21 protein-coding genes are annotated in these 24,333 nt (G+C 33.2%); 15 read left to right on the top strand and 6 right to left on the bottom strand.

Annotation, left to right across the window (positions count from 1 at the left end; all coding sequences use genetic code 11):
• Positions 1-28 precede the first annotated feature (28 nt).
• On the bottom strand, positions 29-2,839 hold the full coding sequence (locus OZP08_RS06650) for a M16 family metallopeptidase (protein WP_281323275.1): 2,811 nt from the start codon (positions 2,837-2,839) through the stop codon (positions 29-31).
• Between the two features lie 170 nt (positions 2,840-3,009).
• Between OZP08_RS06650 and OZP08_RS06645 the strand changes: the two genes are divergently transcribed.
• From OZP08_RS06645 to pruA, 3 genes are all read left to right on the top strand, one after another.
• Positions 3,010-4,257 (top strand): type IX secretion system plug protein, encoded by a 1,248-nt coding sequence (locus tag OZP08_RS06645; RefSeq protein WP_268848861.1) that lies wholly within the window; start codon positions 3,010-3,012, stop codon positions 4,255-4,257.
• 84 nt (positions 4,258-4,341) lie between these two features.
• On the top strand, positions 4,342-4,728 hold the full coding sequence (gene apaG / locus OZP08_RS06640; protein WP_281323274.1) for a Co2+/Mg2+ efflux protein ApaG: 387 nt from the start codon (positions 4,342-4,344) through the stop codon (positions 4,726-4,728).
• A 138-nt stretch (positions 4,729-4,866) separates the two neighbouring features.
• Complete coding sequence (gene pruA, locus OZP08_RS06635) at positions 4,867-6,495, top strand: L-glutamate gamma-semialdehyde dehydrogenase (RefSeq protein WP_268848860.1); 1,629 nt, start codon at positions 4,867-4,869, stop codon at positions 6,493-6,495.
• 76 nt (positions 6,496-6,571) lie between these two features.
• On the opposite strand, the gene OZP08_RS06630 is transcribed toward pruA, so the two are convergent.
• The 3 genes from OZP08_RS06630 to OZP08_RS06620 all read right to left on the bottom strand — a co-directional run bounded on the left by OZP08_RS06630 (position 6,572) and on the right by OZP08_RS06620 (position 10,055).
• Positions 6,572-8,311 carry a CocE/NonD family hydrolase gene (locus tag OZP08_RS06630; protein ID WP_281323273.1) on the bottom strand — a complete coding sequence of 580 codons (1,740 nt, stop codon included), beginning with the start codon at positions 8,309-8,311 and terminating at the stop codon, positions 6,572-6,574.
• A 110-nt stretch (positions 8,312-8,421) separates the two neighbouring features.
• Positions 8,422-8,865, bottom strand: coding sequence for a nuclear transport factor 2 family protein (locus tag OZP08_RS06625; protein WP_268848858.1), 444 nt, complete (start codon positions 8,863-8,865; stop codon positions 8,422-8,424).
• A gap of 107 nt (positions 8,866-8,972) precedes the next feature.
• Positions 8,973-10,055, bottom strand: coding sequence for an NHL repeat-containing protein (locus OZP08_RS06620; RefSeq protein WP_268848857.1), 1,083 nt, complete (start codon positions 10,053-10,055; stop codon positions 8,973-8,975).
• 318 nt (positions 10,056-10,373) lie between these two features.
• Here OZP08_RS06620 and OZP08_RS06615 point away from each other — a divergent pair, with 318 nt between their 5' ends.
• From OZP08_RS06615 to OZP08_RS06605, 3 genes are read left to right on the top strand one after another with little or no spacing between them, the layout of a single operon-like run.
• Positions 10,374-11,426, top strand: coding sequence for a sensor histidine kinase (locus OZP08_RS06615; RefSeq protein ID WP_281323272.1), 1,053 nt, complete (start codon positions 10,374-10,376; stop codon positions 11,424-11,426).
• A gap of 49 nt (positions 11,427-11,475) precedes the next feature.
• Positions 11,476-12,651: an alpha/beta hydrolase gene (locus OZP08_RS06610; RefSeq protein WP_268848855.1), complete on the top strand. Its 1,176-nt coding sequence runs from the start codon at positions 11,476-11,478 to the stop codon at positions 12,649-12,651.
• Positions 12,652-12,687: 36 nt separating this feature from the next.
• Positions 12,688-13,386, top strand: coding sequence for a LytR/AlgR family response regulator transcription factor (locus tag OZP08_RS06605; RefSeq protein WP_268848854.1), 699 nt, complete (start codon positions 12,688-12,690; stop codon positions 13,384-13,386).
• A gap of 66 nt (positions 13,387-13,452) precedes the next feature.
• On the opposite strand, the gene rsmG is transcribed toward OZP08_RS06605, so the two are convergent.
• A complete protein-coding gene (gene rsmG / locus OZP08_RS06600; RefSeq protein ID WP_281323271.1) occupies positions 13,453-14,082 on the bottom strand; it encodes a 16S rRNA (guanine(527)-N(7))-methyltransferase RsmG in 630 nt (209 codons plus the stop codon).
• A 106-nt stretch (positions 14,083-14,188) separates the two neighbouring features.
• Between rsmG and OZP08_RS06595 the strand changes: the two genes are divergently transcribed.
• The 3 genes from OZP08_RS06595 to purT all read left to right on the top strand — a co-directional run bounded on the left by OZP08_RS06595 (position 14,189) and on the right by purT (position 18,069).
• The gene (locus tag OZP08_RS06595; protein ID WP_268848852.1) at positions 14,189-15,280 is read left to right on the top strand and encodes a fatty acid desaturase family protein; all 1,092 of its coding nucleotides are present in this window, start codon (positions 14,189-14,191) and stop codon (positions 15,278-15,280) included.
• A 42-nt stretch (positions 15,281-15,322) separates the two neighbouring features.
• Positions 15,323-16,528: a pyridoxal phosphate-dependent aminotransferase gene (locus tag OZP08_RS06590; RefSeq protein WP_268848851.1), complete on the top strand. Its 1,206-nt coding sequence runs from the start codon at positions 15,323-15,325 to the stop codon at positions 16,526-16,528.
• Between the two features lie 380 nt (positions 16,529-16,908).
• Complete coding sequence (purT, locus tag OZP08_RS06585) at positions 16,909-18,069, top strand: formate-dependent phosphoribosylglycinamide formyltransferase (protein WP_281323270.1); 1,161 nt, start codon at positions 16,909-16,911, stop codon at positions 18,067-18,069.
• Between the two features lie 3 nt (positions 18,070-18,072).
• Here purT and OZP08_RS06580 read toward each other — a convergent pair whose 3' ends face one another.
• Complete coding sequence (locus OZP08_RS06580; protein WP_268848849.1) at positions 18,073-18,933, bottom strand: AraC family transcriptional regulator; 861 nt, start codon at positions 18,931-18,933, stop codon at positions 18,073-18,075.
• Between the two features lie 94 nt (positions 18,934-19,027).
• Between OZP08_RS06580 and OZP08_RS06575 the strand changes: the two genes are divergently transcribed.
• From OZP08_RS06575 to OZP08_RS06550, 6 genes are all read left to right on the top strand, one after another.
• A complete protein-coding gene (locus tag OZP08_RS06575; RefSeq protein ID WP_268848848.1) occupies positions 19,028-19,390 on the top strand; it encodes a DUF983 domain-containing protein in 363 nt (120 codons plus the stop codon).
• Positions 19,391-19,583: 193 nt separating this feature from the next.
• Complete coding sequence (locus OZP08_RS06570) at positions 19,584-20,267, top strand: response regulator transcription factor (protein ID WP_281323269.1); 684 nt, start codon at positions 19,584-19,586, stop codon at positions 20,265-20,267.
• On the top strand, positions 20,260-21,651 hold the full coding sequence (locus OZP08_RS06565) for a sensor histidine kinase (RefSeq protein ID WP_281323268.1): 1,392 nt from the start codon (positions 20,260-20,262) through the stop codon (positions 21,649-21,651). The genes OZP08_RS06570 and OZP08_RS06565 overlap by 8 nt, the downstream gene beginning before the upstream one ends.
• Positions 21,652-21,727: 76 nt before the next feature.
• Positions 21,728-22,450, top strand: a complete 723-nt coding sequence (locus OZP08_RS06560) for an adenine nucleotide alpha hydrolase family protein (RefSeq protein WP_281323267.1) — start codon at positions 21,728-21,730, stop codon at positions 22,448-22,450.
• A gap of 12 nt (positions 22,451-22,462) precedes the next feature.
• Positions 22,463-23,419 (top strand): bestrophin family protein, encoded by a 957-nt coding sequence (locus tag OZP08_RS06555; RefSeq protein WP_268848843.1) that lies wholly within the window; start codon positions 22,463-22,465, stop codon positions 23,417-23,419.
• Positions 23,420-23,661: 242 nt separating this feature from the next.
• Positions 23,662-24,240 (top strand): Crp/Fnr family transcriptional regulator, encoded by a 579-nt coding sequence (locus OZP08_RS06550; protein ID WP_268848842.1) that lies wholly within the window; start codon positions 23,662-23,664, stop codon positions 24,238-24,240.
• Positions 24,241-24,333: the final 93 nt, after the last annotated feature.

Below are 24,333 nucleotides of genomic sequence, written 5' to 3'. Positions count from 1 at the left end.
CTGGTTATAATAAACATCAATTGATTATCTAGCTTTTCTCAGGCATCAACATTCCAATCACTTTATCTTTTGCAAGATATTTTTTTGCTACATCTTGAATATCTTTTGCGGTAATCGCATTAATTTTCGCTTCGTTTTGAAGAACTGCTTCAGGACTAATACCGTTAATATATGACTCCTTAAAGTTAGAAAGCCAATAGCTATTTTCTTTTATATTTTTTTTATATTCAAGCAATTCGGCTTCTTTAAATTTTACCACATCTTTTGCTTCGGGTCCGTTATCAATTATTTTTTTTAATTCTCTCAAAGCTGAAGCAGTCAGTTTTTCAGCATTCTCAGGACCGCATGGAAATTTAATACTGAAACTGAAGGCACCATTAGGTACTTTACTCATACTTCCTCTTGCACTGATTCCGTATACGCCACTTTCGTTTTCACGTAATTCTTCAACTAACTTTATGGTCAAAACTTCGCCTAAAGCTTTCATTACCAAATCTTCTTTTGGAGAATAAACCGCATCCCCATAGAACATAATTGATACTGAACTTTTTGGATCCGTTCCTTTGTTAACTACTTTTTTCAAATCACCTTTACGCAATCTATACCCTAAATCTATAGCTTTTTCCTTCTTCTCCGAAGATGGTAAAGATGCAATATATTTACAAGCATAAGCTTCCATTATTTTATTATCTACATTTCCGACAAAATAAAATTCAAAATCTCCAGCATTAGCAAAACGTTCTTTATATTTTTTGTAAGCCAACGTATAATCAGTTTCACCCCATGTTTTCTCATTTGGAATTAAACCATTAAACCTTGGGTTTTCTACATTCAGATAATATTGAAATTCTTGCTGAAAATAGAAATTAGGTTGTGATGTCAAATTTTTATAAAAACTTGATTGTTTTTGTTTAAACCCTTCAAATGCTGCAGTATCCAAATTTAGATCCGTGAAGTAGGCATAAGTCATTTGAAATAGATATTCCAAATCCTTAGGGGTTGCATTTCCATGAAAACCTTCAGTAGTATTGCTGATGTAAGGATACACACTAGCAATTTTACCAGTCATGAATTTATTGATATCATTCAATTTCAGACCGGAAAAACCTGCGTCCGTCAATGCGTCATTGGCAAATTGAACTTTTTTCATCTCTTCATCAGAATATAAATTACTTCCCCCAAAACTTACTGCTTCAAAAAGTACCTCATCATTTTTGAAGTCTGTTTTCTTATATGTCACCTTTGCTCCATTAGATAAAAATAAAGTCTTTGTTCCTATTTTATCATTACTTTCACGTTTGACAATAACTCCTGGAATTACTTCCTTTCTTAACAAACTTGTCGCTACAATAGCATCTTCATAAGGTTTAATTTCATCTGAATTAAACCTTAATACTTTCAAAACATCTTCTTCAGTTGGTTTTTTAAGTCCTTCTTTTTCTGGACCTGTAAGAATGACAACACGATTGTCTTCCTTAATAAATTCTTTAACGAAACTATTAACGTCTTTTAGCTCAATTTGAGGTAGCATTTGTTTTGTCATTGCAAATTGCCACTCAATTCCTGGGGAAGGCTCACTTGTCAAAAAATTTGATTGATACTCCCAAACAAAATTTTCAGATTCGGTTTTATCTTTGTCTTTATAGGCACTTTCAATCTGAGATAAAAATTTCGATTTGGCTCTATTTAATTCACCCAGAGTAAAACCAAATTTTTTGACTCTTTCATTTTCTTCTATCAATACCTTCAAAGCTTCCAACTGTTTATCTTCTTGTGACAAACCAAAAGATTGATACGCTTTTTTACTTCTAGCCCAAGTAGAGCCGTGAAAAGTATATCCATAAGTAAAAGGCGGTGTAGGAGAGTTGGTTAATTCATCCAATCTGTTATTAAGCATTGATGTAAAAAGCCTTTCAACAAGTTCTTTTTTATAATCTCCAAGAGTTACTACTTTCTTTGGCAAACCATAATCTTTATAAATCAATTGTACTTGCGCATAGGTTGCTTCTTTATCATTTTCAATAGACACAAGAGTTTCCGCATGATTAGGAACCTCATAAACTAGACGTGGCTTTTCATTTTTTGGATTCTGATAACTCGAAAAATGAGCGATTACTTTTCTCTCCATTTCAGCAACGTCAATATCACCAACAATGATAACACTCATTAAATCTGGGCGGTACCAGTCCTTATAAAACGATAATAATTTATCATATTTGAATTTTTCTATAATTTCTTTTTCACCAATCGGTAATCGTTCAGCATAATGGGATTTATACAACGCTTTAGGTAAATAATGATCTCGCATCCTTTTTTGAGCACCTAAACCCAAACGATATTCTTCCAAGACTACCCCTCTTTCTTTGTCAATTTCCTCCGGAGTTAAATTCGCATTAAATGCCCAATCCTCAATAATATTAAAACCATTTTCTAACTTCTCTGGATTGTCTGAAGGAATAGGAAGAAAATATACCGTTTCGTCAAAACCCGTATAAGCATTTAAATGTTGTCCAAACTTAACACCTATACTTTGCAAATAATCAACTAATTTATTTTTCGGAAAACGTTTGGTTCCATTAAAATTCATGTGCTCCATAAAGTGAGCTAATCCTTTTTGGTCATCATCTTCCAATATCGATCCTGCGTTAATGACCAATCGAAGTGTAACTTTATTTTCAGGTTTTCCATTTTTCTTGATGTAATAAGTCAAGCCATTTTCAAGTTTACCTGTTTTTACATTGGAATCGAAAGGAATTACTTTTGAAAAATCAATTTCCTGTGCCAAAACAGCAAAAGGAAATAGTAATAGCCCTAAAGCTAACTTGTTTATTTTTGTCATAATTTTTTATTTTTTTAAATCAAAATAACATAAAAAATTAGTAATACAAATCTCTCATTGTGAAAAAATTAACATAAATTACTCACAAACAAAAAAATAACAATTCATTTCAAACATTTAAAAAACAGACTTAATTTGTATATTTACAGCTCATGAATAAGAAGCCTCAAATGAAAATAATTTCTGTTTTACTCCTTTCTATATTCTGTTTAACTGCTACTGCACAAGTAGAGTCTGAAATAGCTCCACCATTCAACATCAAAACAGTTTCTTTTATTCAGAACAATAAAAACACTGTCCCAATATTTAAGCTTGGAGATGCGTTTGATTTTCAATTTGACGACTTATTCGGTAATGAAGCCGACTACTATTATGAAATCACCCATTGTGATTACAATTGGGTTCCTTCTAACATTCCTAAAAGCGATTATTTACAAGGATTTGACAGTCAAAAAATTCAAGAGTACAAAAACTCTTTTAACACGCTTCAGTCCTATTCACACTACACTCTATCTATCCCAAATCAATACAGCCGATTATTACTTAGTGGCAATTATGTTCTTACCATTTTGAATTCAGACAAAGAGGTGGTCTTGAAAAGACATTTCATCTTATACGAAGACATTGTAAGAGTGCCTTTAAGAATAAAAAAAGCCAGAACTGTAAACAATCTCTATTCTAAGCACAACTTGGAGTTTGAAATAATTGGAGACAACTTTCTTTTTCAAAATCCAACAGTAAATTTAAAAGTGGTATTGCTTCAAAACGGAAAATTCAATACAGCCATAAAAAACATTCCTTCCCAATATGTTATTGGAAACACTTTTGTTTACAAATACGATAAGGAAACCCAATTTTGGGCTGGAAACGAATTCTTGAATTTTGATTCTAAAGACATCCGATATGCCAATAATTATATCAGCTATGTAAATTCCGATAATGGGATTTATAATTCGCATTTGTATGTCAATAACGACCGAGCAAATTTACCCTATACCAACTTTTCAGACATTAACGGAAATTTTAAGGAGCAAATTGTAAACAGTATAAACCCAAAAATTGAATCTGATTATTCATGGGTTTATTTTACTCTTTCGGCACCTTCTTTTATGCTAAACAAAAACGTTTATGTTGCCGGAATGTTTAATAATTATAGCACCACCCCTGAATATAAAATGGATTATAATCCAAAAACCGCTCTTTACGAAAAAGCCATTTTAATCAAACAAGGATTTGTAAATTACCAATACCTTGTTGCAGACAATAAAGGCATAGTTGATCAGGAAAACGCTATTGACGGAAATTTTTATCAAACCGAAAATGACTACTCCGTTTTAGTCTATTACAAAGGAAACGGAGACCGGTACGAAAAAGTAATAGGCTATGGCACAGCCAATTCCTTACATATAACAAATTAAAAAAACTTGCAAAAAAAATTTTAGATTCGCTATATTTTTTTTGTAATTTTGTCGAAATGAAGTAACTATTTATAGCTCTTTACTATGGTTTCACAAATAACACGAGGCATTAAAATATCAGTATTGACTAGTTTTGAAGGAACCTACTTCAAAAACTACAAGATTCATTTCGCCTTTAGTTATGAGATTACAATAGAAAATCACAGTAAAGATTCTGTCCAATTAACTTCACGTCATTGGGAAATCTTTGATTCTTTAAATGACATAGAGTTTGTGGACGGTGAAGGTGTTATAGGCAAAAAACCAGTTTTAAAACCAGGAGAACGACACACTTATAGTTCTGGTTGTTTATTGTCTTCCCCTTACGGAGCCATGCAGGGTTATTTTAATATGATTAATTTTACTTCAACAAAATCCTTCAAAGTTATCGTGCCTACTTTTAGATTGTGCGCACCGTTTGCTTTAAACTAAAAGCAATCTTAGCTATATAAAATCTTAGCATATAATTACCAAATTTTTAAATTAACCTTTGTACTTTTGCGCTAATTATGTAATTCACAAATTGTGAATCATTTAATTATCTAATTGTCTAATATTTAATTTAAGAATATGCTAAAAGGTTTTTTTAATGTACCAAAAGCGGTAAACGAACCCGTAAAAGGATACGCTCCAAACTCACCAGAAAGAGCAGCTGTTCAAGCAGCTTATACAAAAATGTGGAATTCTACAATCGATGTGCCTTTATATATTGGTAGCGAAGAAATTAGAACAGGAAACACAAGAAATATGACAGCTCCACACGATCACAAACATGTCGTAGGAACTTATCATCTTGCTGAAAAAACACATATAGAAAGCGCTATTGCAAATGCTCTAGAAGCAAGAACAGCATGGGCAAATATGGCATGGGAACAGCGTGCAGCAATTTTCTTAAAAGCAGCTGAACTTATTGCTGGTCCATACAGAGCTAAAATAAATGCCGCAACAATGATTGCGCAATCTAAAAATATACACCAAGCTGAAATTGATGCTGCTTGTGAATTGATCGACTTTTTACGTTTCAACGTAGAATTTATGACTCAAATCTACGCAGATCAACCAGCTTCAAATTCAGATATGTGGAATCGTTTAGAATACAGACCACTAGAAGGTTTTGTATACGCGATCACTCCATTCAACTTTACTGCTATTGCTGCTAATCTTCCTGCAAGTGCTGCTATGATGGGTAATGTTGTTATCTGGAAACCAAGTGACAGTCAAGTATTCTCTGCAAAAGTTATTATCGATGTATTCAAAGAAGCTGGTATTCCTGATGGAGTTATCAACGTTGTTTTTGGTGATGCTTTGATGATTACAGATACAGTTTTAGCAAGTCGTGATTTTGCTGGAATTCACTTTACAGGTTCAACTCATGTATTCAAAGACATTTGGTCAAAAATTGGAGCTAACATTCACCACTACAAAACTTACCCAAGAATTGTAGGTGAAACTGGAGGAAAAGATTTCATTATCGCTCATCCAAGTGCCAATGTAAAACAAGCAGCAACAGGAATTGTTCGTGGTGCATTTGAATTTCAAGGTCAAAAATGTTCAGCAGCTTCTAGAGCTTATGTTCCTCAAAGCTTATGGCCAGCTGTTAAAGAACAATTGATCACTGACACTAAGTCAATGAAAATGGGTTCTCCAGAAGATTTTGGTAACTTTATCACTGCTGTAATCCATGAAGGATCTTTTGATAAATTGGCTAGTTTTATTGACCAAGCTAAAAAAGATGCTGATGCTGAAATTATCGTTGGTGGAAACTACGATAAATCTGTAGGTTACTTTATTGAACCAACCATAATCGTAACTACAAACCCTCATTACACTACAATGGAAACCGAATTATTCGGACCTGTAATTACGATTTATGTTTATGAAGATGCTAAATGGGCTGAAACATTAAAATTGGTTGACACTACATCTGAATATGCATTAACTGGTGCTGTTTTCAGTCAAGATCGTTATGCAATTGAAGAAGCAACTGTAGCTTTACAAAACGCTGCCGGTAACTTCTACATCAATGACAAACCAACTGGAGCTATTGTAGGAATGCAACCTTTTGGTGGAGCAAGAGCTTCTGGAACTAACGACAAAGCTGGTTCTGCATTGAACTTATTGCGTTGGGCTTCTCTAAGAACAATCAAAGAAACGTTTGTTACTCCAACTGATTATAGATATCCGTTTTTAGGAGAATAATCTAGTTTTAGATTTATAAAAAAGCCACAAATTTCAAATGAAATTTGTGGCTTTTGCTTTTATTCACTTTAAACATTTATTTCAAAACCGGAATCTTTACATAACTATCATTATACCATTTTACTTTTAATGGTTCTTTGGCATCCTCGATAGTTTCATCGCTGACCTCTTTGCCTGTTCCATAATTCAATTGAGAAAATGGGTTTTTATTGACATTGATTACCACAAGCAAACGGCTGCCTTTGCTTAGTTGTTTACTGACCAAATGCGTATTCGAAAAAGGAATAGATTCTATTTCATTTGGTTTCAATAAATTCCTTTTAGTAATGTCTTTGGCATAACTGGCACGACCTAAAAAATAAGACAAATGAAAATAGTCCCCATTTGGCATTACTTCATATAAAGTGACTCCTATATCCATATCTTTTTTGTTGATACATGCTTTTATTTCTCCTAAAAATGAACCATTAATTAACATTGGTTCTTTCAAAGGCTCGCTTATAAAAACAAATCCGTTACGGGTGTCAATTTCTTTTCTAATAATGGGATCTGGATAATAATCGTTATTTTCCGTTTGCCTGTCAGCAAAATCAACTTCTTGGTACAAGTATTTACTTTGGATTGGTTTTTTGTTATTTAAAGCATAAAAATTTCCTGATTTATTATCCGTCAAATACATCTTCAAGAAACTATTGCTCATTTTGTCAAGAGAAGGAGCACTTCTCCACTCATTTGCCCCCATTACTTCGTAGTTAATTTTGTCTTTCAACACTTCTGGTTTAGTGCCATTTTTGAGAATATAATCAAACCATTGATAGGTTATTTTTTTGATATTGATTATTGCAACTGAATCAACTTTATAATCATACAAATTTATTTCGCCACCTATTTGAGTTCCAAAATGACCATATGGTCCGATAACTACATAGACCGGAGTTTGTAGATTATATTTCTGAAGCTCTCTTACATAATACAAACTTGAATTTTGGGAATCGTTATAATATCCGTCAAAAGCTAAAACAGGAATATTTATTTGAGCAAATTCTTTTCCGTAAGGTACCATTTTCTGCCAATACTCGTCAAATGAAGGATGGCTTATCCATCGCTGAAACAATCTATTGGGACTACCGTCTATACTATCCATTTTTTTATAGGCCACTCCTGTTTCCCACCATTTGTTTTGCATTTTTCTAAAACGTTGCCTGTCATTTCCCGCAATAGTGTCTAAATATTTGTTGTTTCCAACATAAAACGACCATTCGTAATTGGGATTTACAGAAATGTTATTTTCCATTGGCAGTCCCATTCCGGGTCTGTTAGCAACATATGGTACAATTGTTTTAAGCGCTGGATGCATTTTTTTGCAAGCAGCCCACTGTGTAAACCCATTGTAACTACCGCCAAACATTCCTACGCATCCGTTACACCATTCTTGTTTACTTATCCAATCAATAACATCATAAGCATCATTGGCGTCATTTTCATAAGGAAATATTTCATTTGGACTAAACCGCTTACCTCTTGTGTAGGCAATAACACCTACATAGCCATTGTCTGCTGTCTCTTTTAATGTTTTAATATCTCTTCCTTTGTCTCTAACATAAATGGTATACTGAAGAATAACGGGTTTTGGAGTAGTGATTCCTTTTTTTCGAACCACCATTGCAGATATCGTTGCGCCATCTCGTGTTTTAATCATCACACTGTCCTGGATGTCATAAGCACTTTTTACATCTTGTAATTTGGCAATACTTGTTTGTTGTGCAGCCACGTTAAAGACAATCAGAGAAAAAATAAAATTTAAAATTAACTTCATTGAATAGTTTTTTAGGTCTTAAATTTTGAAAAAGTCCAGTGTAATTTTCAAGTTTCTCTTATAGTCATTTGTCGAAGCTCATTTGTTATCTGCAGTATTTTGATTCTTGGTTATTGGGGTACTTTATAATATGCTTTTGAAACAATTCTCCAACCTTCGGAAAATTTATAGAGTATCATATGATCAGTAAAAATTTTCTTTTCATTTTTTAATAAATTCAAAACTACTGTTGCAACATTTCCTGAGATAGTTATATTTACATACTCACATACCGCTTTTGTTGTTGGTTTTTCAGCATTTTGTTTTCGTCCGTTTTCTATTCTTGTTATCCAATCCTCTAATGTAAGTTGCGAAATATCATTATTCACCAAGCTTAACATTTTGAATGAAGGATGAAAACCTTTTCTTATGTCTTCTATTGGGCCTCCATTGTGTATGCCACCTATATAAGCGTTTTCAATAACAGCTTTAATTGCATCTTCTTCGGTTTTAGTTTGCCCAAACGTTAGCGTACTGATTGTAAGCAAAATAAATAATAGTGTTGTCTTTGTCATAATTGATTTGGTATTTGTTTTTAGTGTTATCTGATTTACTTAAAATGATTCGAATTTAAACTATTACTCAACGATATATCAAGTATTTTATTACAATATTCGGCAATTTAAAGCTTAAAACAAGAAATTGTATGAAAATTATCTATTTCCGTATTCTTTGGTCCTTTAAAAGTGTCATAATTCACTACTAATAGCTTCCCTTTATAAATGATGGTTTCACAAGGATTATCCAATTGTCCGTCTGCACCATCATTGTTGTCATTTTCCCAAATTGTAGTGATTGTATTGGTATTTAAATCCAGTTGATGAACACTGTTGTTGTCATAATTAGCAATAAAAATAGAATTCCTTTCCTTGTCATAAAAAAAGCCGTCACAACATTTTAATTTATCAGAATCAAAAACTACTTTCTTAGATTTTACTTTGCCTTCTTTAGTGAATTCAAATTTTGTAATCACCCCATCACCAAAATTCCCCGCATACAAATTCCCTTTACTATCAAATGCTATTCCATCAATCCCAATTGAATTTCGCTTCATTTCAGGCTTCAAAGTAAACATGCTTAGCAAGTATTTTTCCTTTGTCTCTTTATCCAGATTTATTTTACCAGCATTTAATTCTTCCAATGAAAAAGTATAAATACTACTTTCTCTTTTGCTTTCGCCTAAAGCATCCGTAATATAAACTCGGTTTTTGTACCATCTAACTGCCTCCCCAAAGTTGAAACCTTCCGCCAGAACTTCTGCGTTTTTAGGCTTTCCGTTTACAACTATAATTCTTATCAGTCTGGAGAAATTTTCTTTATCAGCAAAAAATTGGTTATCCATTAAATAAAGATTTCCGTCAGGCCCAAATTCCATTCCCATCGGATGCACTCGTTTCGTGATTGGGTGAAGTGGTAGTTGATCAAACCATATTACAGGCTTGTCATCTTTATCGAAGGTTAAAATTTTAGCTCCATTTTTTTCAAACGAAGTAGGGTTTAATACGGATAAATAAAGATTCCCTTTTTTATCCAAAGCCATTCCGTCTGGTGTTGTACAAGTCTCTCCTAAATCAGCAAACAAAGTTGGCTTAATAGATCTGGAAGCTTCATTCCAAACGATTTCTTGTTTTACTTCCTGCGAAAAAACATTTAGAGAACAAACTATCATAGTGATAGCCATAACATTTTTAAAAATTGATTTCATATTCTGATTCATTAGTTTTTAATTGCTTCTTGATACTATTAAGTCAAGTTCTGTTTCACTAGTCTTTCTAGCAATAACACAAATAGTAAAATGATTTTGATTACCATAGTTTATTTTTTTAGCCAAAGTAATAGAACAACATCATCCTATTTTTGTCCGCAACTGTAAAGGCTGTTTCCGCATTCAAAGAATCAATTATTGAATATTCCTGTATTCATGGGCTTAAATATAGTTTTCAGGAGTTAAAAACCATTATTCATCATGCTAAATGAAGTATGCTTTGATAATTTGCTAACTTGCCGCCTCCTAAAACACAATATGAATTTTCTCAAAAACATAGACATAAAAAGAGTTGCAAGCCATTGTTTATTCTGGTTATCCTTTATGCTATTATATCTCAACGGCAAGTCGGAGGATTCAGGATATTACTCCTTTATTTTTATATATAGCTTCAAAATTTTTGCCCAAGCGATTGCGGCCTACGGATTAATTTATTGGATTATCCCAAATTTGCTAAACAAAAAAAAGCATATCCTTTTTATACTGGCCTCCATCAGCTGGCTGTATTTTGTTTTTGCATTTTTAATGACATTAAAGTATTACTATCTCGAGCCAAAATTCCCTGGTTTTTTTGATGATTGGCTCGGGCATAAAATGTCTATTCATGAAAGATTGACTTCTTTTAAATTGATATTTAGAGAATTCTCCTTTATTACATATCCAATTATTATAATGGGTTTTGTAAGCTTTAACAGAAAACAACAACGTCTTTTGAAACTGGAAGAAGAAAAAAAATCAATGGAACTCAAAGTATTAAAAAACCAACTGAATCCTCATTTTTTATTCAATACCTTAAACAATCTTTATGCTTTGACACTCAAAAAAGACGACAAAGCTCCCGAAATAATTGCTAAGCTGTCGGAAATATTGGACTTTGTTTTGTACCGTTGCAATGATGATTTTGTATGTATAAAAAAAGAAATCAATCTATTGGAAAACTATATTTCATTAGAAAAATTACGCTATAATGAAAACAGATTAGACATCTCGTTTACGAAAGACATTCACGAAGACAGTAAAATTTCGCCATTGATTCTGTTGTCTTTTTTAGAAAATGCTTTTAAACATGGTGTAGTCAATGAAACGGAAAAAGCAGTAATTCAAATAGATTTACAGACAAAGAAACAAGAAATTGTTTTTAGAATCGCTAATACAAAACCGCAAAATGAAACAGGGGAAAAATCAGATAAATCAAAAATAGGACTCGAAAACGTTCGAAAACAACTGAATTTATTGTATCCCAATAAACATCAATTGGAAATAGAAGAAACTCAAACAAAATTCAAGATTGAACTTTGTCTTAATCTTTAGCATTTTAAATCCATTTACTTTCGAAAAAAATAATCATCAAGCGAATCCCATGAAACAAAAAATCTTAATTAGTGTTTTCATTTTCTGCGCTTTTATTAAGGCAAATAGCCAATCTAAAGCCATTGATACTTTAGTAGATGTTGGAAATCACAAAATCCATTTCAAGATTGTAAAAGGAAAAGGAACCCCAATTCTATTTGATGCTGGAGGTGGAAATAATGGAACTGTTTGGAATTCATTATTAGATCAAACTTCTAAAATAACAAATGCTACTCTGATTACTTATGACCGAGCTGGCTTTGGTACGAGTACAATTGACACATTACAAACTGATGATGCAAAACACGGTATCATTAGTAGTATTGAAGATTTAGAAATTGGATTAAAAAAATTGGGGTATGATAAAGAAATTGTACTCGTTTCACATTCTTATGGCGGGTATCTTTCTGCTCTTTACGCCTCAAGACATCCTAAACTAGTTAAAGGAATTGTTTTAATTGATGTTAACCATAATTATTATGAAGATGGATACATTGAAAAAGTAGTTGCTACTCAAGACAAACTTATCCCAGAATGGAAGAAAAACAATAAAGGAATCTATTATATGGCGGCTACAATTATTGAAACCGTCAAAATAATGAGTAAAATAAAAATCTCTCAAAACATTCCGGTTGTTGATTTTGTTAACGGAATTCCTTTCTTAAAAACAACCGAAGAAATCGAACGTTGGAAAGAATGTCATAAAAAATATGTAGCCAATAATCCGAACGTTACAGGCATTACTGCAAATGATTGCGGCCATGGCATTTGGATGGGTAATCCACCTTTAGTAATCAATTCAATTGCAAAATTGTATGCCAATACTTCTAAACAAAAAGCTGAAATTTTAGAACGTGCTTTACAATACTCAATAACGGCTTGTAACGACGAAAAAGCTGAAGTTCTGGCTTTTAATAATTCTGAAGATGATTTGAATACTTGGGGTTATCAATTATTAGGGAAAAACGAAAACCAAAAAGCTACCGAAGTTTTCAAACTTAATATGCTCATGAATCCTTCAAGCGCAAATGTTTATGATAGTTATGGCGAAGCTCTTTTAAAAACAGATCAAAAAGAAGAAGCTATTAAAATGTATAAAAAATCGATTGAGTTAAACCCTGAAAATAAAAATGGAAAAGAAGTTTTGGAAAGAATTACAAAAGACAACGCAAAACCTTTAAATTAGATTTTTAGAATTTAAAAAACACTTATCCCTTTTTGAATGAAATACAAATGCATCATCGTTGACGACGAGCCTTTGGCAAGAGAATTAATCGCATCACATTTAGCCCATTTCGATAATTTCGAATTGGTTGCTTCTTTTGAAAATGCCTTGAAAGCGTATACTTTCTTAGAATCGAATACGATAGATTTGATGTTTCTGGATATTGAAATGCCATTACTCAAAGGAAACGATTTCCTGAAAAAACTAAAAAATCCGCCTAAAGTAATTTTTACAACGGCCTACAGAGAATATGCATTAGAAGGTTACGAGCTCAATGTGATTGATTATCTCTTGAAACCCTTGACTTTTGATCGTTTTTTTGTTTCTATAGAAAAGTTCAAGCAATTACAAATTCCGAAAGCACCTGAAAACTCAACTAACGAAGATCACATATTTGTATCTTCCGGCAGTAAGAATATCAAGATCGTTTTCGACTCCATTTTATTCATCGAAAGTCTCAAGGATTATATTACCATTCATCTCGAAAATGGGAAATCACATCATCTCAAGCAAAACATTTCTGCTTTCGAAAAAGTGCTGGATTCCAATTTTATCCGAATCCATCGTTCTTTTATCATTCAAACAAAAAAACTGACTGCCTATTCCAAAAATGAAGTAGAAATAAACGCAGTAGAAATCCCAATTGGAAGTAGCTACAAAGAAGTTTGGTTCGATTATTTGAAAGGTCTTAAATAAAAAATCTCAAGAATTCAAGACAATTAGAATCCTTAAGCTTTTTTATGTATGTCTGAAGATATTGGTTTAAACCACAAATTTCAATGGCAGATGCACTACTTTTTTAGTTTCAAAAAACTCATCTTCAAAGAAATCTGAAATATTATACTCAGTTGCTTTAGGAAAATCTTTTAACTCCTCTGTTAAGTCACCTCCCTTTAGATAAAGAATACCATTTTTCAATTCGTGTTTGTTTTGCTTCTTGATTTTAGTTTTTATCCAAGAAACAAAATCAGGCATATTGGTTACCGCACGACTTACAATGAAATCGAAATCGCCTTTTACATTTTCGGCACGAATTTGTTCCGCTTTTACATTTTTTAGTTCTAATGCTTCGGCAACTGCTTTAACCACTTTGATCTTTTTGGCAATAACATCTATCAAATAAAAACGGGTCTCAGGGAAAAGTATCGCCAATGGAATCCCGGGAAATCCTCCACCAGTTCCTACATCCAAAACATAAGTTCCAGGTTCAAACTTATTTACTTTGGCTATAGCCAAAGAATGCAATATGTGTTTAGTATACAAGGAATCAATGTCTTTACGGGAAATCACATTGATTTTTTCATTCCAATCGTGGTATAAAAAATCCAATTTTTGAAACTGTTCTATCTGATTATCAGACAGGTTAGGAAAATACTTTAGAATCTCATCCATCTTAAAAATTTTTAACAAAAGTACTGCTTTTAACTCATAAATATTTAACTCAATATTGTATATTGAAAATTTATATTGGTTACCTTTGCCAATATTCAAAAAACATATGAACAATACCGCACCTACATTTGCAAAACAGGATAATCTAAAGTTTTTCAGAACGCTTAACTCTCGAGTAAACAGTTATTTTAAAGAAAATAATATAGAAAAAACCGGAAACTGGAAAATTCATTTAAAAACTGTAATACTTTTTACCGTTTTTCTTGTTCCATATTTTTTGATACTCACTCTTGACATGCCTTTTTGGGCTCATCTCCTATTGACCATTGTTATGGGAATTGGAATGGCCGGAATTGGAATGAATGTTATGCATGATGCCAACCACGGATCTTACTCTAACAAAAGCTGGGTTAATAAATTAATGGGGAGTACTATATACGTATTAGCCGGAAACGTTCATAACTGGCAAGTACAACATAATGTTTTACACCATACTTACACTAACATCATTGGTCACGATGAGGACTTAGAAGCTGGAAGAATCATGCGCTTCTCTAAAGAAGCGAAATGGCGAAAATTTCATAAATTCCAACAATATTACGCTGTGTTTTTATACGGTTTATTGACTTTCAACTGGGCCATCACCACCGACTTCAAGCAAATGCGCAGTTATCTAAAAAGAAAACTATCTTACGGTGAACCAAAAAGCCCAAAAGTACTTTGGACAACATTAATCATCACCAAAATAATTTATCTAGCCATTTGGATTGTTTTACCAATGCTAATTGGTATCACTTGGTGGAAAGTGCTTGTTGGTTTTTTTGTAATGCATTATACTGCAGGATTAATTTTGAGTATTGTATTTCAATTGGCACACGTAGTAGATGAAGCAGCTAACCCTCAACCAAATGAAACTGGTGAAATGGAAAACACCTGGGCTATTCACCAATTGTTTACTACAGTTAATTTTGCTCCAAAAAACAAAATTGTAAACTGGTACACCGGAGGATTAAACCACCAAATCGAGCACCATATTTTCCCTCACATTAGCCATGTGCATTATGGTAAAATTGCAAAAATTGTAAAAGAAACGGCAAAAGAATGCCAATTACCTTATTACGAATACAAAACAATGACTGCTGCCGTAGTTGCGCACTTTAAACATTTAAAAACACTGGGACTAAAACCTGCATTATAATAATTACCTAAAAAAGAATAAACCAAAAAAAATCATATTTTAATGAGCAATCCACTTTCAGACAGAATTAACAATCTAGCTACATCGCAAACATTAGCGATGGCTGCATTGGCAAGAGAATTAAAAGCGCAAGGAAAAGACATTATCAGTTTAAGCTTAGGAGAACCAGACTTTAATACCCCAGATTTCATCAAAGAAGCTGCAAAACGCGCAATCGATGAAAACTACAGCACATATTCTCCAGTAGAAGGTTATGCAGAATTGAAAGAAGCAATTTGCAGAAAATTCAAAAGAGACAACGATTTAGATTACAAACCATCACAAATTGTGGTTTCAACAGGAGCCAAACAATCATTATATAACATTGCACAAGTAATGCTTAATGATGGTGACGAAGTTATTTTGCCAGCACCATACTGGGTAAGTTATTTCGAAATCATAAAATTATCAGGAGGAGTTCCTGTAGAAGTTCCAACTTCTGTAGAAACTGATTTTAAAATCACTCCAGAACAATTAGAGGCAGCCATCACACCAAAAACAAAAATGATGTGGTTCAGTTCTCCTTGTAACCCAAGTGGATCGGTTTACAACAGAGAAGAACTAACTGCTCTTGCTAAAGTTTTAGAAAAATACCCACACGTATATGTAGTTTCAGACGAAATTTATGAGCACATCAATTTCTCAGGAACTTTCTGCAGCATCGCTTCTATTCCGGGAATGTTAGAAAAAACAATAACAGTAAATGGAGTTGCCAAAGCATTTGCTATGACAGGATGGAGAATTGGTTATATTGGAGCACCAGAATTTATTGCAAAAGCATGTATCAAAATTCAAGGTCAAGTAACTAGTGGAGCCAACAGTATTGCTCAACGTGCTACTATTACAGCTGTAGATGCAGATCCATCTGTATTGAATCACATGGTAGACGCTTTCAAAGGTCGTAGAGATTTAGTAGTGGGATTACTAAAAGAAATTCCAGGAGTAAAAATCAACGTTCCAGAAGGTGCATTTTATGTATTCCCAGACGTTTCATCTTTCTTCGGAAAAACATTAAGAGGAACATTAATCAAAGATGCTAATGATTTCTCTATGTATCTTCTTGCCGAAGCTAACGTTGCAACCGTAACTGGTGACGCTTTTGGAAACCCAAATTGCATCCGTTTCTCTTACGCAACCAGCGAAGAATTATTAACAGAAGCATTACGCAGAATCAAAGAAGCAGTTTCGCTTACAGAAATTCTAGCCTAATATATTATTTATTTCAATTCAAGTTTCAGGTTTCAGGTGTCACAGCTTGAAATCTGGAACTTTTTTTATTTGGGCGTGCCTCCATCCCGATAAAAAGGGTAACTCACTTTGCGTAGACACCCCTTTTTATCGGGATGCTGTCGGGCTATACGTGCTACAAGGTAGCTAGCTTCAAATGAAATTCACTGAACTCCTATGAAAATAAAATGTATAGTGAAGCAATCCCTCACGCTAGCAAACTGCTAAATAAACGATTCAATTATTTCCCAAAAAAGAATTAATCGACCTCAAAAAAAATTACACACAAAAATGTATTTTTGTTACAATTATACAAAACAGACTAAACTCATAAACCTCATAACCTTACTAAACTTCTTTCAATGAAAATACTACTTCTAGGCTCAGGCGAATTAGGAAAAGAATTTACAATCGCTGCACAGCGCATTGGGCAAACCGTAATCGCTGTTGACAGTTATGAAAACGCTCCAGCTATGCAAGTAGCTCATGGTTTTGAAATCATCAATATGCTCGATGGAGATGCTTTAGACAAAATTATTGCCAAACACCAACCCGATTTCATCGTTCCAGAAATAGAAGCCATTAGAACCGAGCGTTTTTACGATTACGAAAAACAAGGCATCACAGTAGTTCCATCAGCAAAAGCAGCAAACTTTACCATGAACAGAAAAGCCATTCGTGATTTGGCCGCCAAAGAACTAGGATTACGCACTGCCAATTACCGCTATGCCACTTCTGCCGAAGAACTACACAAAGGTGTTGAAGCCGTTGGAATGCCCTGCGTAGTAAAACCATTAATGTCTTCCTCCGGAAAAGGACAATCAACCATAAAAACGGCTGCCGATATTGACAAAGCCTGGCAATATGCTGTAGAAGGCTCAAGAGGCGATGTAGTCGAAGTTATAGTCGAGGCTTTTGTAAAATTCAATTCGGAAATCACATTATTGACCGTGGTTCAAAACAACAACCCTACCTTATTTTGCCCACCAATCGGACACAGACAAGAGCGTGGCGATTATCAGGAAAGCTGGCAGCCTGCAAAAGTATCCGACAAAGATCTATACGAAGCACAGGATATGGCCGAAAAAGTTACCGAAGCTTTAGGCGGAGCAGGATTATTTGGCGTTGAATTTTTCCTTGCCGATGACGGTGTTTATTTCTCTGAACTATCACCACGCCCTCACGATACAGGAATGGTTACTTTGGCGGGAACGCAAAACTTTAATGAATTCGAATTGCATTTACGTGCCATTTTGAGCCTTCCAATTTTCGAAATTACTTTAGAAAAAGCAGGAGCCAGCGCAGTAATTCTAGCTTCAGAAAATTCAACAAATCCAACTTTTACAGGAATAGAGAAAATCGCGGCTTTACCCAAAACCGATTTTAGGATTTTTGGCAAACCTACTTCAAGACCCTATCGCAGAATGGGTGTGGCTCTAACCAATGACACTCTGGAAACTGCAATAGAAGAAGTAGTAGAAAAAGCAAAAGAAGCAGCTCAATTAGTTAAAGTACATTCTTAATCATTATTTAGAACCTCTAAAAGCAGTTGGCGTCATTGCTGTGTGCTTTTTAAATAATCGTACAAAATAGGAATAGTCATCGAAACCCAACTCTGTTGCAATTTCATTGACTGTTCTTTTTTTATCCATTAGCATTCTTTTTGCTTCCAGAATAATTCTATCCGTGATAACCTGTGTAGTGGTCTTTTTTAAGATTTCATTGCATATCCTATTCAAATGCTTTAGCGTAATATGCAGCTGTGACGCATAAAAGGAAGGTGCTTTTTCTGTCCAGAAATTTTTCTCCAAAAGCACATCAAAATTTTTGATTTTCACATTATAGGAATGAGTTTCCAGAATATATTCTTCATTGTATTTTCTGGCAATTTCAATATGAATACTATCCAACAAGTTCATGATTTTATCTTGCTTCATGATTTTATTCCCTTGATATTCCTCTAACATATTATAGAAATAGGGCTCAATAACTTTTGACTCTTTTACATCAAAAATCATTTCAGGAGAAATGCCCAATGAATGATAAAACGGATATGCATCTATTGTCTTTTGTCTAAAATAGAGATTGTACATTTCTTGAGAATAAAAAATAACAAAACCATCAATATCATCAGACAAATCCCAATGATGAATTTGTCCGGGCTGCATAAAAAACATACTCCCAGGCTGTATCCTAAAAGTATCAAAATCGATGTCATGTGTTCCGGAACCTCTTGTAAAAAAAACCAACACATACGAATTATGTCTATGGGGCTCTTCGACAAAACTATGATCAATTAAGTGATTCTTGAAGGTATTAATATACAAATCATCATTAACCGCATTACAATTGAATCGCTGAATAGAATAAATGGGATACTTTTTCATGGCTCTTTCAATGTCTTTATTGTGCTATAATTAGCGAATATAGAAAACATCTGTGACACGAATAAAAAATACCTTTGAAAAAAAATAAAAAAAAATGTCACACACACTTGTTCACATCCTAAGTAATCATTGCCCTCATTGTCTTGAAGGCAAAGTATTTAATGAAAAAAACATATTTCTAAACATTGGTTTCCCAAAAATGAATGAATATTGCCCTCATTGTCACTTTAAATTTGAGAAAGAGCCTGGCTATTTTTTTGGAGCTATGTATGTAAACTATGGGCTATCTGTAGCACAAGGAATCGCAACTTATCTAATTGCACAACAATTCTTCACAGAAAGATTCGATTTAAAAATCATTGCCATTATTGCTTTCGTGATAGTATCAATGGCCTCAATCAACATTCGTCTTTCTAGATTATTGTGGATTTATATGTTTAAGAATTATTCGATTTAAAAAAAGAACACCTCATTACAAAGCTTAGACTGCTTTCCTTAATGCAAGTGAAATCTGCAAACACTATATTTTAATTTATTGTCATAAAAAACCATCTTTTTAAAAGAACTTTCTAAAAAAAAACTTAAGAAATCCCAACTTACTAAAAAATACATTTTCATTTTTTTATGTTTGCAAAAACAAACACTTGTAAATGAAATTATTGATTGTCGAAGATGAACCTAATTTGTTATCCGTTTTAAGAAAAGGATTTACCGAAAATAATTTTGAGGTAAGTGTCTGTCTTGACGGAGAAACTGCCTTAGAAATGATTCAGAACAACGATTTTGATGTAGTTATTTTGGATGTAATGCTTCCGAAAATTAACGGAATAGAGATTTGCCGAAGATTAAGAGCTATCAAAAACTTTGTTCCCATTCTTCTATTAACGGCATTGGGAACTTCTGAAAATATCGTAAACGGGTTAGAAAACGGTGCCGATGATTATTTAGTAAAACCATTTAAATTCTCAGAACTCAATGCTAGGGTCATGGCTTTAGCAAGACGAGCCAATTTAGACACTCAAAAACCCGACATCATAAAACTAGAGGACTTAGAAATAAATGGCAAAACCAAATCGGTACATCGAAATGGAAATCCCATACTTTTGACACATAAAGAATTCAAACTACTATACTATTTAGCTAAAAACAAGGGAACAATCGTTTCTCGAAATCAAATTCTTGACAATGTTTGGGACATCAGTTTTGACATGAACACCAATGTTGTAGATGTGTACATTAATTATTTGAGAAAAAAAATCGACAAACCGTATAACACCAAAATGATTCAAACCATCAAAGGTTTTGGTTATTTATTACAGACTGAAAATGACTAATATTAAAAAGAAAATCACTTATTCCTACGTTATTCTTTCGTCTATTAGCACCATTCTGTTGTGTGTTTTAGTATTTTACTTATTTAGAAGCAACAACCAATATTACTTTTTAAAACGTTTGGAAGATCGTGCAAAAATTGTTGCTTCGATCCATTTTCAGAAAGACCCTGAAAAAATTAAGTATTACAAGCAACTTAAAAAAAATGGTTTAGAAGAATTAATTCAAGAAGAAGATTTTGTCCTTAAAGTAAATAGTCAAAACACTTTCGAATACAATACCAAATTAAACTTACCCAACGAATTCTATACTAATGTTTTAAAAAACGGAAAAGAATCCTTTGAGATAAACAACAAATATTACTTAGGTCAAATTTTTACTGAGAACGACCAAAAATATATTGTTATCATTGCAGCTGTTGACCGAAAAGGACATCTTACAACCGTTTATATTTTAAGAATTATGATTCTTGGAATTGTAGTTTTCTTTATTTTATCCTTTTTTCTAGGAAGATTATTAGCCAAAAAAGTAATAATTCCTGTTTCGAATATAGCAAAAGAGGTAAAAAGAATTAGTGCTTCAAATTTATCCCGAAGACTCCAAAATGATGGAAATACTGGTGAAATAGCCGATTTGACTTCGACCTTCAACGATATGCTGGACCGACTGGAAACATCATTTGAAATTCAGACCAATTTTATCAATAACGCTTCTCACGAACTTAAAACACCAATTACTACCATTATTGCCGAAGCTGAAATTATGCTTCTGAAAGAACGAGAAAAAGAGGAATATATCACTTCATTAGAAAATATTCACAGGCAATCGTCTAAATTAGGAAGTTTAACCGAGAGTCTTCTAAAACTTACTCAAACTGGTTACGATGGAACCAAACAAGTCCAAAATGTGGTTCGCATGGACGATTTGCTATTTGAAGTAAAAACAGACTTAGACACTTTTTTTCCGGATAATAAAGTAAGTATCAAACTGGATGTCTCTGCAAAAGACAGTAATTATTTATCCATTCCGTGTAACAAAAACTTACTGGAATTGGCTATAAACAACATCATTTCAAATGGTGTAAAATACTCTGACAATAAAGAAGTTTTTGTTAATCTTAGTGCAACCAAAGACAACATCAAGATTATAATTAGTGATATTGGGATTGGAATTCCATCAGAAGATATCCCGCATCTTTACGAACCTTTTTTCAGAGGAAAAGAAGCCAGTAAATACATTGGTTACGGTCTAGGCTTGCCGTTGGCAATGAAAATTATCCGAATGCACAACGGTGAATTACAGATTCAATCCGAAAAAAACAAAGGGACAATCGTGACTATTTTGTTCAAAAAATCCAACATTAAAAATTCTAATGTTGATTCTTAGGATTTTCTAATCTCATTTTAAACTGGCTCTAATGTAGCAGGATTTACTTTGCAAGTACAAAAAAACAGATGTACTTATGAAAAACTTTTTAATCCCTACACTACTAACTCCTGATACAATTGCAGCAGTTAAAACAGCCATCAATCATTCTAAAAATGAAAATGCAAAAATCATTCTTTTTTTAGTTACTGATGAAATTAATTCTTTCTCAGCCGCTCAATACCTAAGAGAACAAGACAGTCTAATAACTCACAAAGAATTAGACGTTTTAGATAATTGTCGTGATTTAATTGAAAAATTCCCCAATTGCAAATTAGAATTCAAACGTCAGTCTGGAATCACCTCGCCTCTTTTAAAAAACTTTCTGCAGTTTCATTCCGTTGACTTAGTTCTACTGACCAACTCAGTAATCACAAGTAAAAAAACGGTACATACTAATTTGGTACAGATTCTTGAAAATCAAAAAACACCAATTTTACGCCTTATCAGCGACCATACTACCCAACTGAACAAAGCAATTTATTTAGAAAATGCATATTCCCGTTTAAATATTGACGATATACAACACTATATGCAAGATCAATTTCCATTGCAAAAAATAAGTCAAGTTCTAAAAAAGGAACAGGAAACTTCAGAATACATCAATTCCCTATTGAAAGAAGTTTTATCAAAAAATGATATTGATTTTGTAATTGAAACCCGTAGTTCAGAAAGGTCAAAGATCAAAAGCAAAAAACAGAACCAACTAAATCAACATTTTGACATACCGGTTTTATCTCTACATGAAGAAACCGTCTAATACAATTACATTATGCTATTAAAAAAGAGAATCCCCCTAAGTTATATATTAGGCAAAATTAAATTTGAACTTATAATAGTACTGGCATATACTTGCTTATTTGATATTTTTCATAGGCTTAATCCCGAACTAAATACTGAAATTCCGTTGGCGATACCTTCTGTAATCGGAACCGTAATTTCATTATTACTTGCATTCAAATCCAACCAAGCCTATGATCGTTGGTGGGAAGCACGAATTATCTGGGGAGCCATTACTAACGATTCCAGATCGCTGGTAAGACAACTTATTACCTATTACAAAGACCCTATTTTTTCGATTGAAGCCAATAATTTCATTGAAAAAATGGCAAAAAGACAAGTTGCATGGTGTTATGCTTTAGGAAATGCTTTGAGAGGAGAAAATGTATATAAACCTATCAAAGGATTATTGACACCCGAAGAATTTGACTATGTTAAAAAACACAAACATGTTCCTAATGCATTATTAATGTTGCATGGAAAAGATCTAAAAGATGCTCTTCGTGAGGAAAAAATAAATGCTTTTCAGCAAATCGAATTAGATCGAACGCTGACTAATTTTTGCGATCACATGGGAAAATCTGAACGTATAAAAACAACAATTTTTCCAACTACATACGGGCTATACATTCACATGACTATCTATTTATTCATTATTTTGTTACCGTTTAGTTTACCGACTATGTTGCGTTGGTTAGAAATACCATTAGTAACTATTATAGCGGCAGCTTTTTTCTTAGTCGAAAAAATGGCAATTCATCTTCAGGATCCATTCGAAAACAAACCAACTGACACTCCAGTTTCTACAATTGCTAAAAACATTGAAAAAAACTTAATGCAGATGGTTAATGAATACAACGATGAATTTTCTAATAAATCGGAACATTTTGAGTCCAATTCGCATTCCGTACACGCGAAACAAAGCAAAGAAGACTATTATATTTTATAACTTAAATAATTGAGTCTTTCCCACATGACCTGTAAGAACAAAGTTTCTTGCAGGTTTTTTTTTAGATATAATTCTCGCAAAGCCACGAAGACTCAAAGAAATAAGTTCTAAACTTTACGTCTTCGCGACTTTGCGAGACAGTTTTATAGCTTTGTACATAATCCAAAAACCTGAAAGAACAATACTTTCCTGTAGGCTTTTTATGTTTATTATTTTACAGAAATAATTGTACTTTTGGAAGAATGAAGACAATTCTCGAAAACATCAATAAGCACACTACTTTAACACCAGAAGAACAAGAACTCTTTCTGTCCAAAACGGAAACACATCATTACAAAGCCAAAACCATTTTATTGAATAGTGGCGAAATCTGCAAATATTCCTATTTTGTAAATTCGGGAATCTTACGCAGTTTCAATATCAATGATAATATCGTAGAACACGTATTGAGTTTTGCCTGCCAAGGTTGGTGGATTGGAGACATGTACAGTTTGCTTTCGCAAAAGCCGGGCAATCTATTCATAGAAGTTCTGGAAGATGCTGAAGTCGTTTTATTATCCAAAGAAAACCAAGAAATACTGTATCGGGAAATTCCTAAGCTGGAACGTTTCTTTAGAATACTTACAGAAAACTCATTAGTTGCCAACCAAGAACGATTAATGGACAATCTAAGCTTAACCGCCGAAGAACGTTTTGAGAAATTCTGCAAAAAGTACCCTACACTCATTCAGAAAGTTGCTCAAAAACAAATCGCATCCTATTTAGGTGTTACGCCTGAGTTTTTTAGTAAAATGAAATCCAGATTGCTGAAAAAGCAGTAAGTGGTGGTCAATTATTTAGTAATTAGTTGTGTTTAGTAATAATACTAATCAAGGATTAAAATTAAATTACTACTATTCATCATATTAGTTAGA

The sequence above is a fragment of the Flavobacterium aestivum genome (assembly GCF_026870175.2).
GTDB lineage: Bacteria > Bacteroidota > Bacteroidia > Flavobacteriales > Flavobacteriaceae > Flavobacterium > Flavobacterium aestivum.
This window is presented reverse-complemented; position numbering and strand designations above follow the sequence as displayed.

What these genes read in the sequence shown, in the direction of transcription:
- OZP08_RS06645 (WP_268848861.1), top strand. Translation starts at nt 3,010, where the DNA reads ATGAAAATAATTTCTGTTTTACTCCTTTCTATATTCTGTTTAACTGCT.
- OZP08_RS06560 (WP_281323267.1), top strand. Translation starts at nt 21,728, where the DNA reads ATGAAAAACTTTTTAATCCCTACACTACTAACTCCTGATACAATTGCA.
- pruA (WP_268848860.1), top strand. Translation starts at nt 4,867, where the DNA reads ATGCTAAAAGGTTTTTTTAATGTACCAAAAGCGGTAAACGAACCCGTA.
- OZP08_RS06590 (WP_268848851.1), top strand. Translation starts at nt 15,323, where the DNA reads ATGAGCAATCCACTTTCAGACAGAATTAACAATCTAGCTACATCGCAA.
- OZP08_RS06610 (WP_268848855.1), top strand. Translation starts at nt 11,476, where the DNA reads ATGAAACAAAAAATCTTAATTAGTGTTTTCATTTTCTGCGCTTTTATT.
- OZP08_RS06565 (WP_281323268.1), top strand. Translation starts at nt 20,260, where the DNA reads ATGACTAATATTAAAAAGAAAATCACTTATTCCTACGTTATTCTTTCG.
- OZP08_RS06575 (WP_268848848.1), top strand. Translation starts at nt 19,028, where the DNA reads ATGTCACACACACTTGTTCACATCCTAAGTAATCATTGCCCTCATTGT.
- OZP08_RS06595 (WP_268848852.1), top strand. Translation starts at nt 14,189, where the DNA reads ATGAACAATACCGCACCTACATTTGCAAAACAGGATAATCTAAAGTTT.
- OZP08_RS06615 (WP_281323272.1), top strand. Translation starts at nt 10,374, where the DNA reads ATGAATTTTCTCAAAAACATAGACATAAAAAGAGTTGCAAGCCATTGT.
- OZP08_RS06630 (WP_281323273.1), bottom strand. Translation starts at nt 8,311, where the DNA reads ATGAAGTTAATTTTAAATTTTATTTTTTCTCTGATTGTCTTTAACGTG.
- OZP08_RS06620 (WP_268848857.1), bottom strand. Translation starts at nt 10,055, where the DNA reads ATGAAATCAATTTTTAAAAATGTTATGGCTATCACTATGATAGTTTGT.
- OZP08_RS06605 (WP_268848854.1), top strand. Translation starts at nt 12,688, where the DNA reads ATGAAATACAAATGCATCATCGTTGACGACGAGCCTTTGGCAAGAGAA.
- rsmG (WP_281323271.1), bottom strand. Translation starts at nt 14,082, where the DNA reads ATGGATGAGATTCTAAAGTATTTTCCTAACCTGTCTGATAATCAGATA.
- purT (WP_281323270.1), top strand. Translation starts at nt 16,909, where the DNA reads ATGAAAATACTACTTCTAGGCTCAGGCGAATTAGGAAAAGAATTTACA.
- OZP08_RS06625 (WP_268848858.1), bottom strand. Translation starts at nt 8,865, where the DNA reads ATGACAAAGACAACACTATTATTTATTTTGCTTACAATCAGTACGCTA.
- OZP08_RS06570 (WP_281323269.1), top strand. Translation starts at nt 19,584, where the DNA reads ATGAAATTATTGATTGTCGAAGATGAACCTAATTTGTTATCCGTTTTA.
- OZP08_RS06550 (WP_268848842.1), top strand. Translation starts at nt 23,662, where the DNA reads ATGAAGACAATTCTCGAAAACATCAATAAGCACACTACTTTAACACCA.
- OZP08_RS06555 (WP_268848843.1), top strand. Translation starts at nt 22,463, where the DNA reads ATGCTATTAAAAAAGAGAATCCCCCTAAGTTATATATTAGGCAAAATT.
- OZP08_RS06650 (WP_281323275.1), bottom strand. Translation starts at nt 2,839, where the DNA reads ATGACAAAAATAAACAAGTTAGCTTTAGGGCTATTACTATTTCCTTTT.
- apaG (WP_281323274.1), top strand. Translation starts at nt 4,342, where the DNA reads ATGGTTTCACAAATAACACGAGGCATTAAAATATCAGTATTGACTAGT.
- OZP08_RS06580 (WP_268848849.1), bottom strand. Translation starts at nt 18,933, where the DNA reads ATGAAAAAGTATCCCATTTATTCTATTCAGCGATTCAATTGTAATGCG.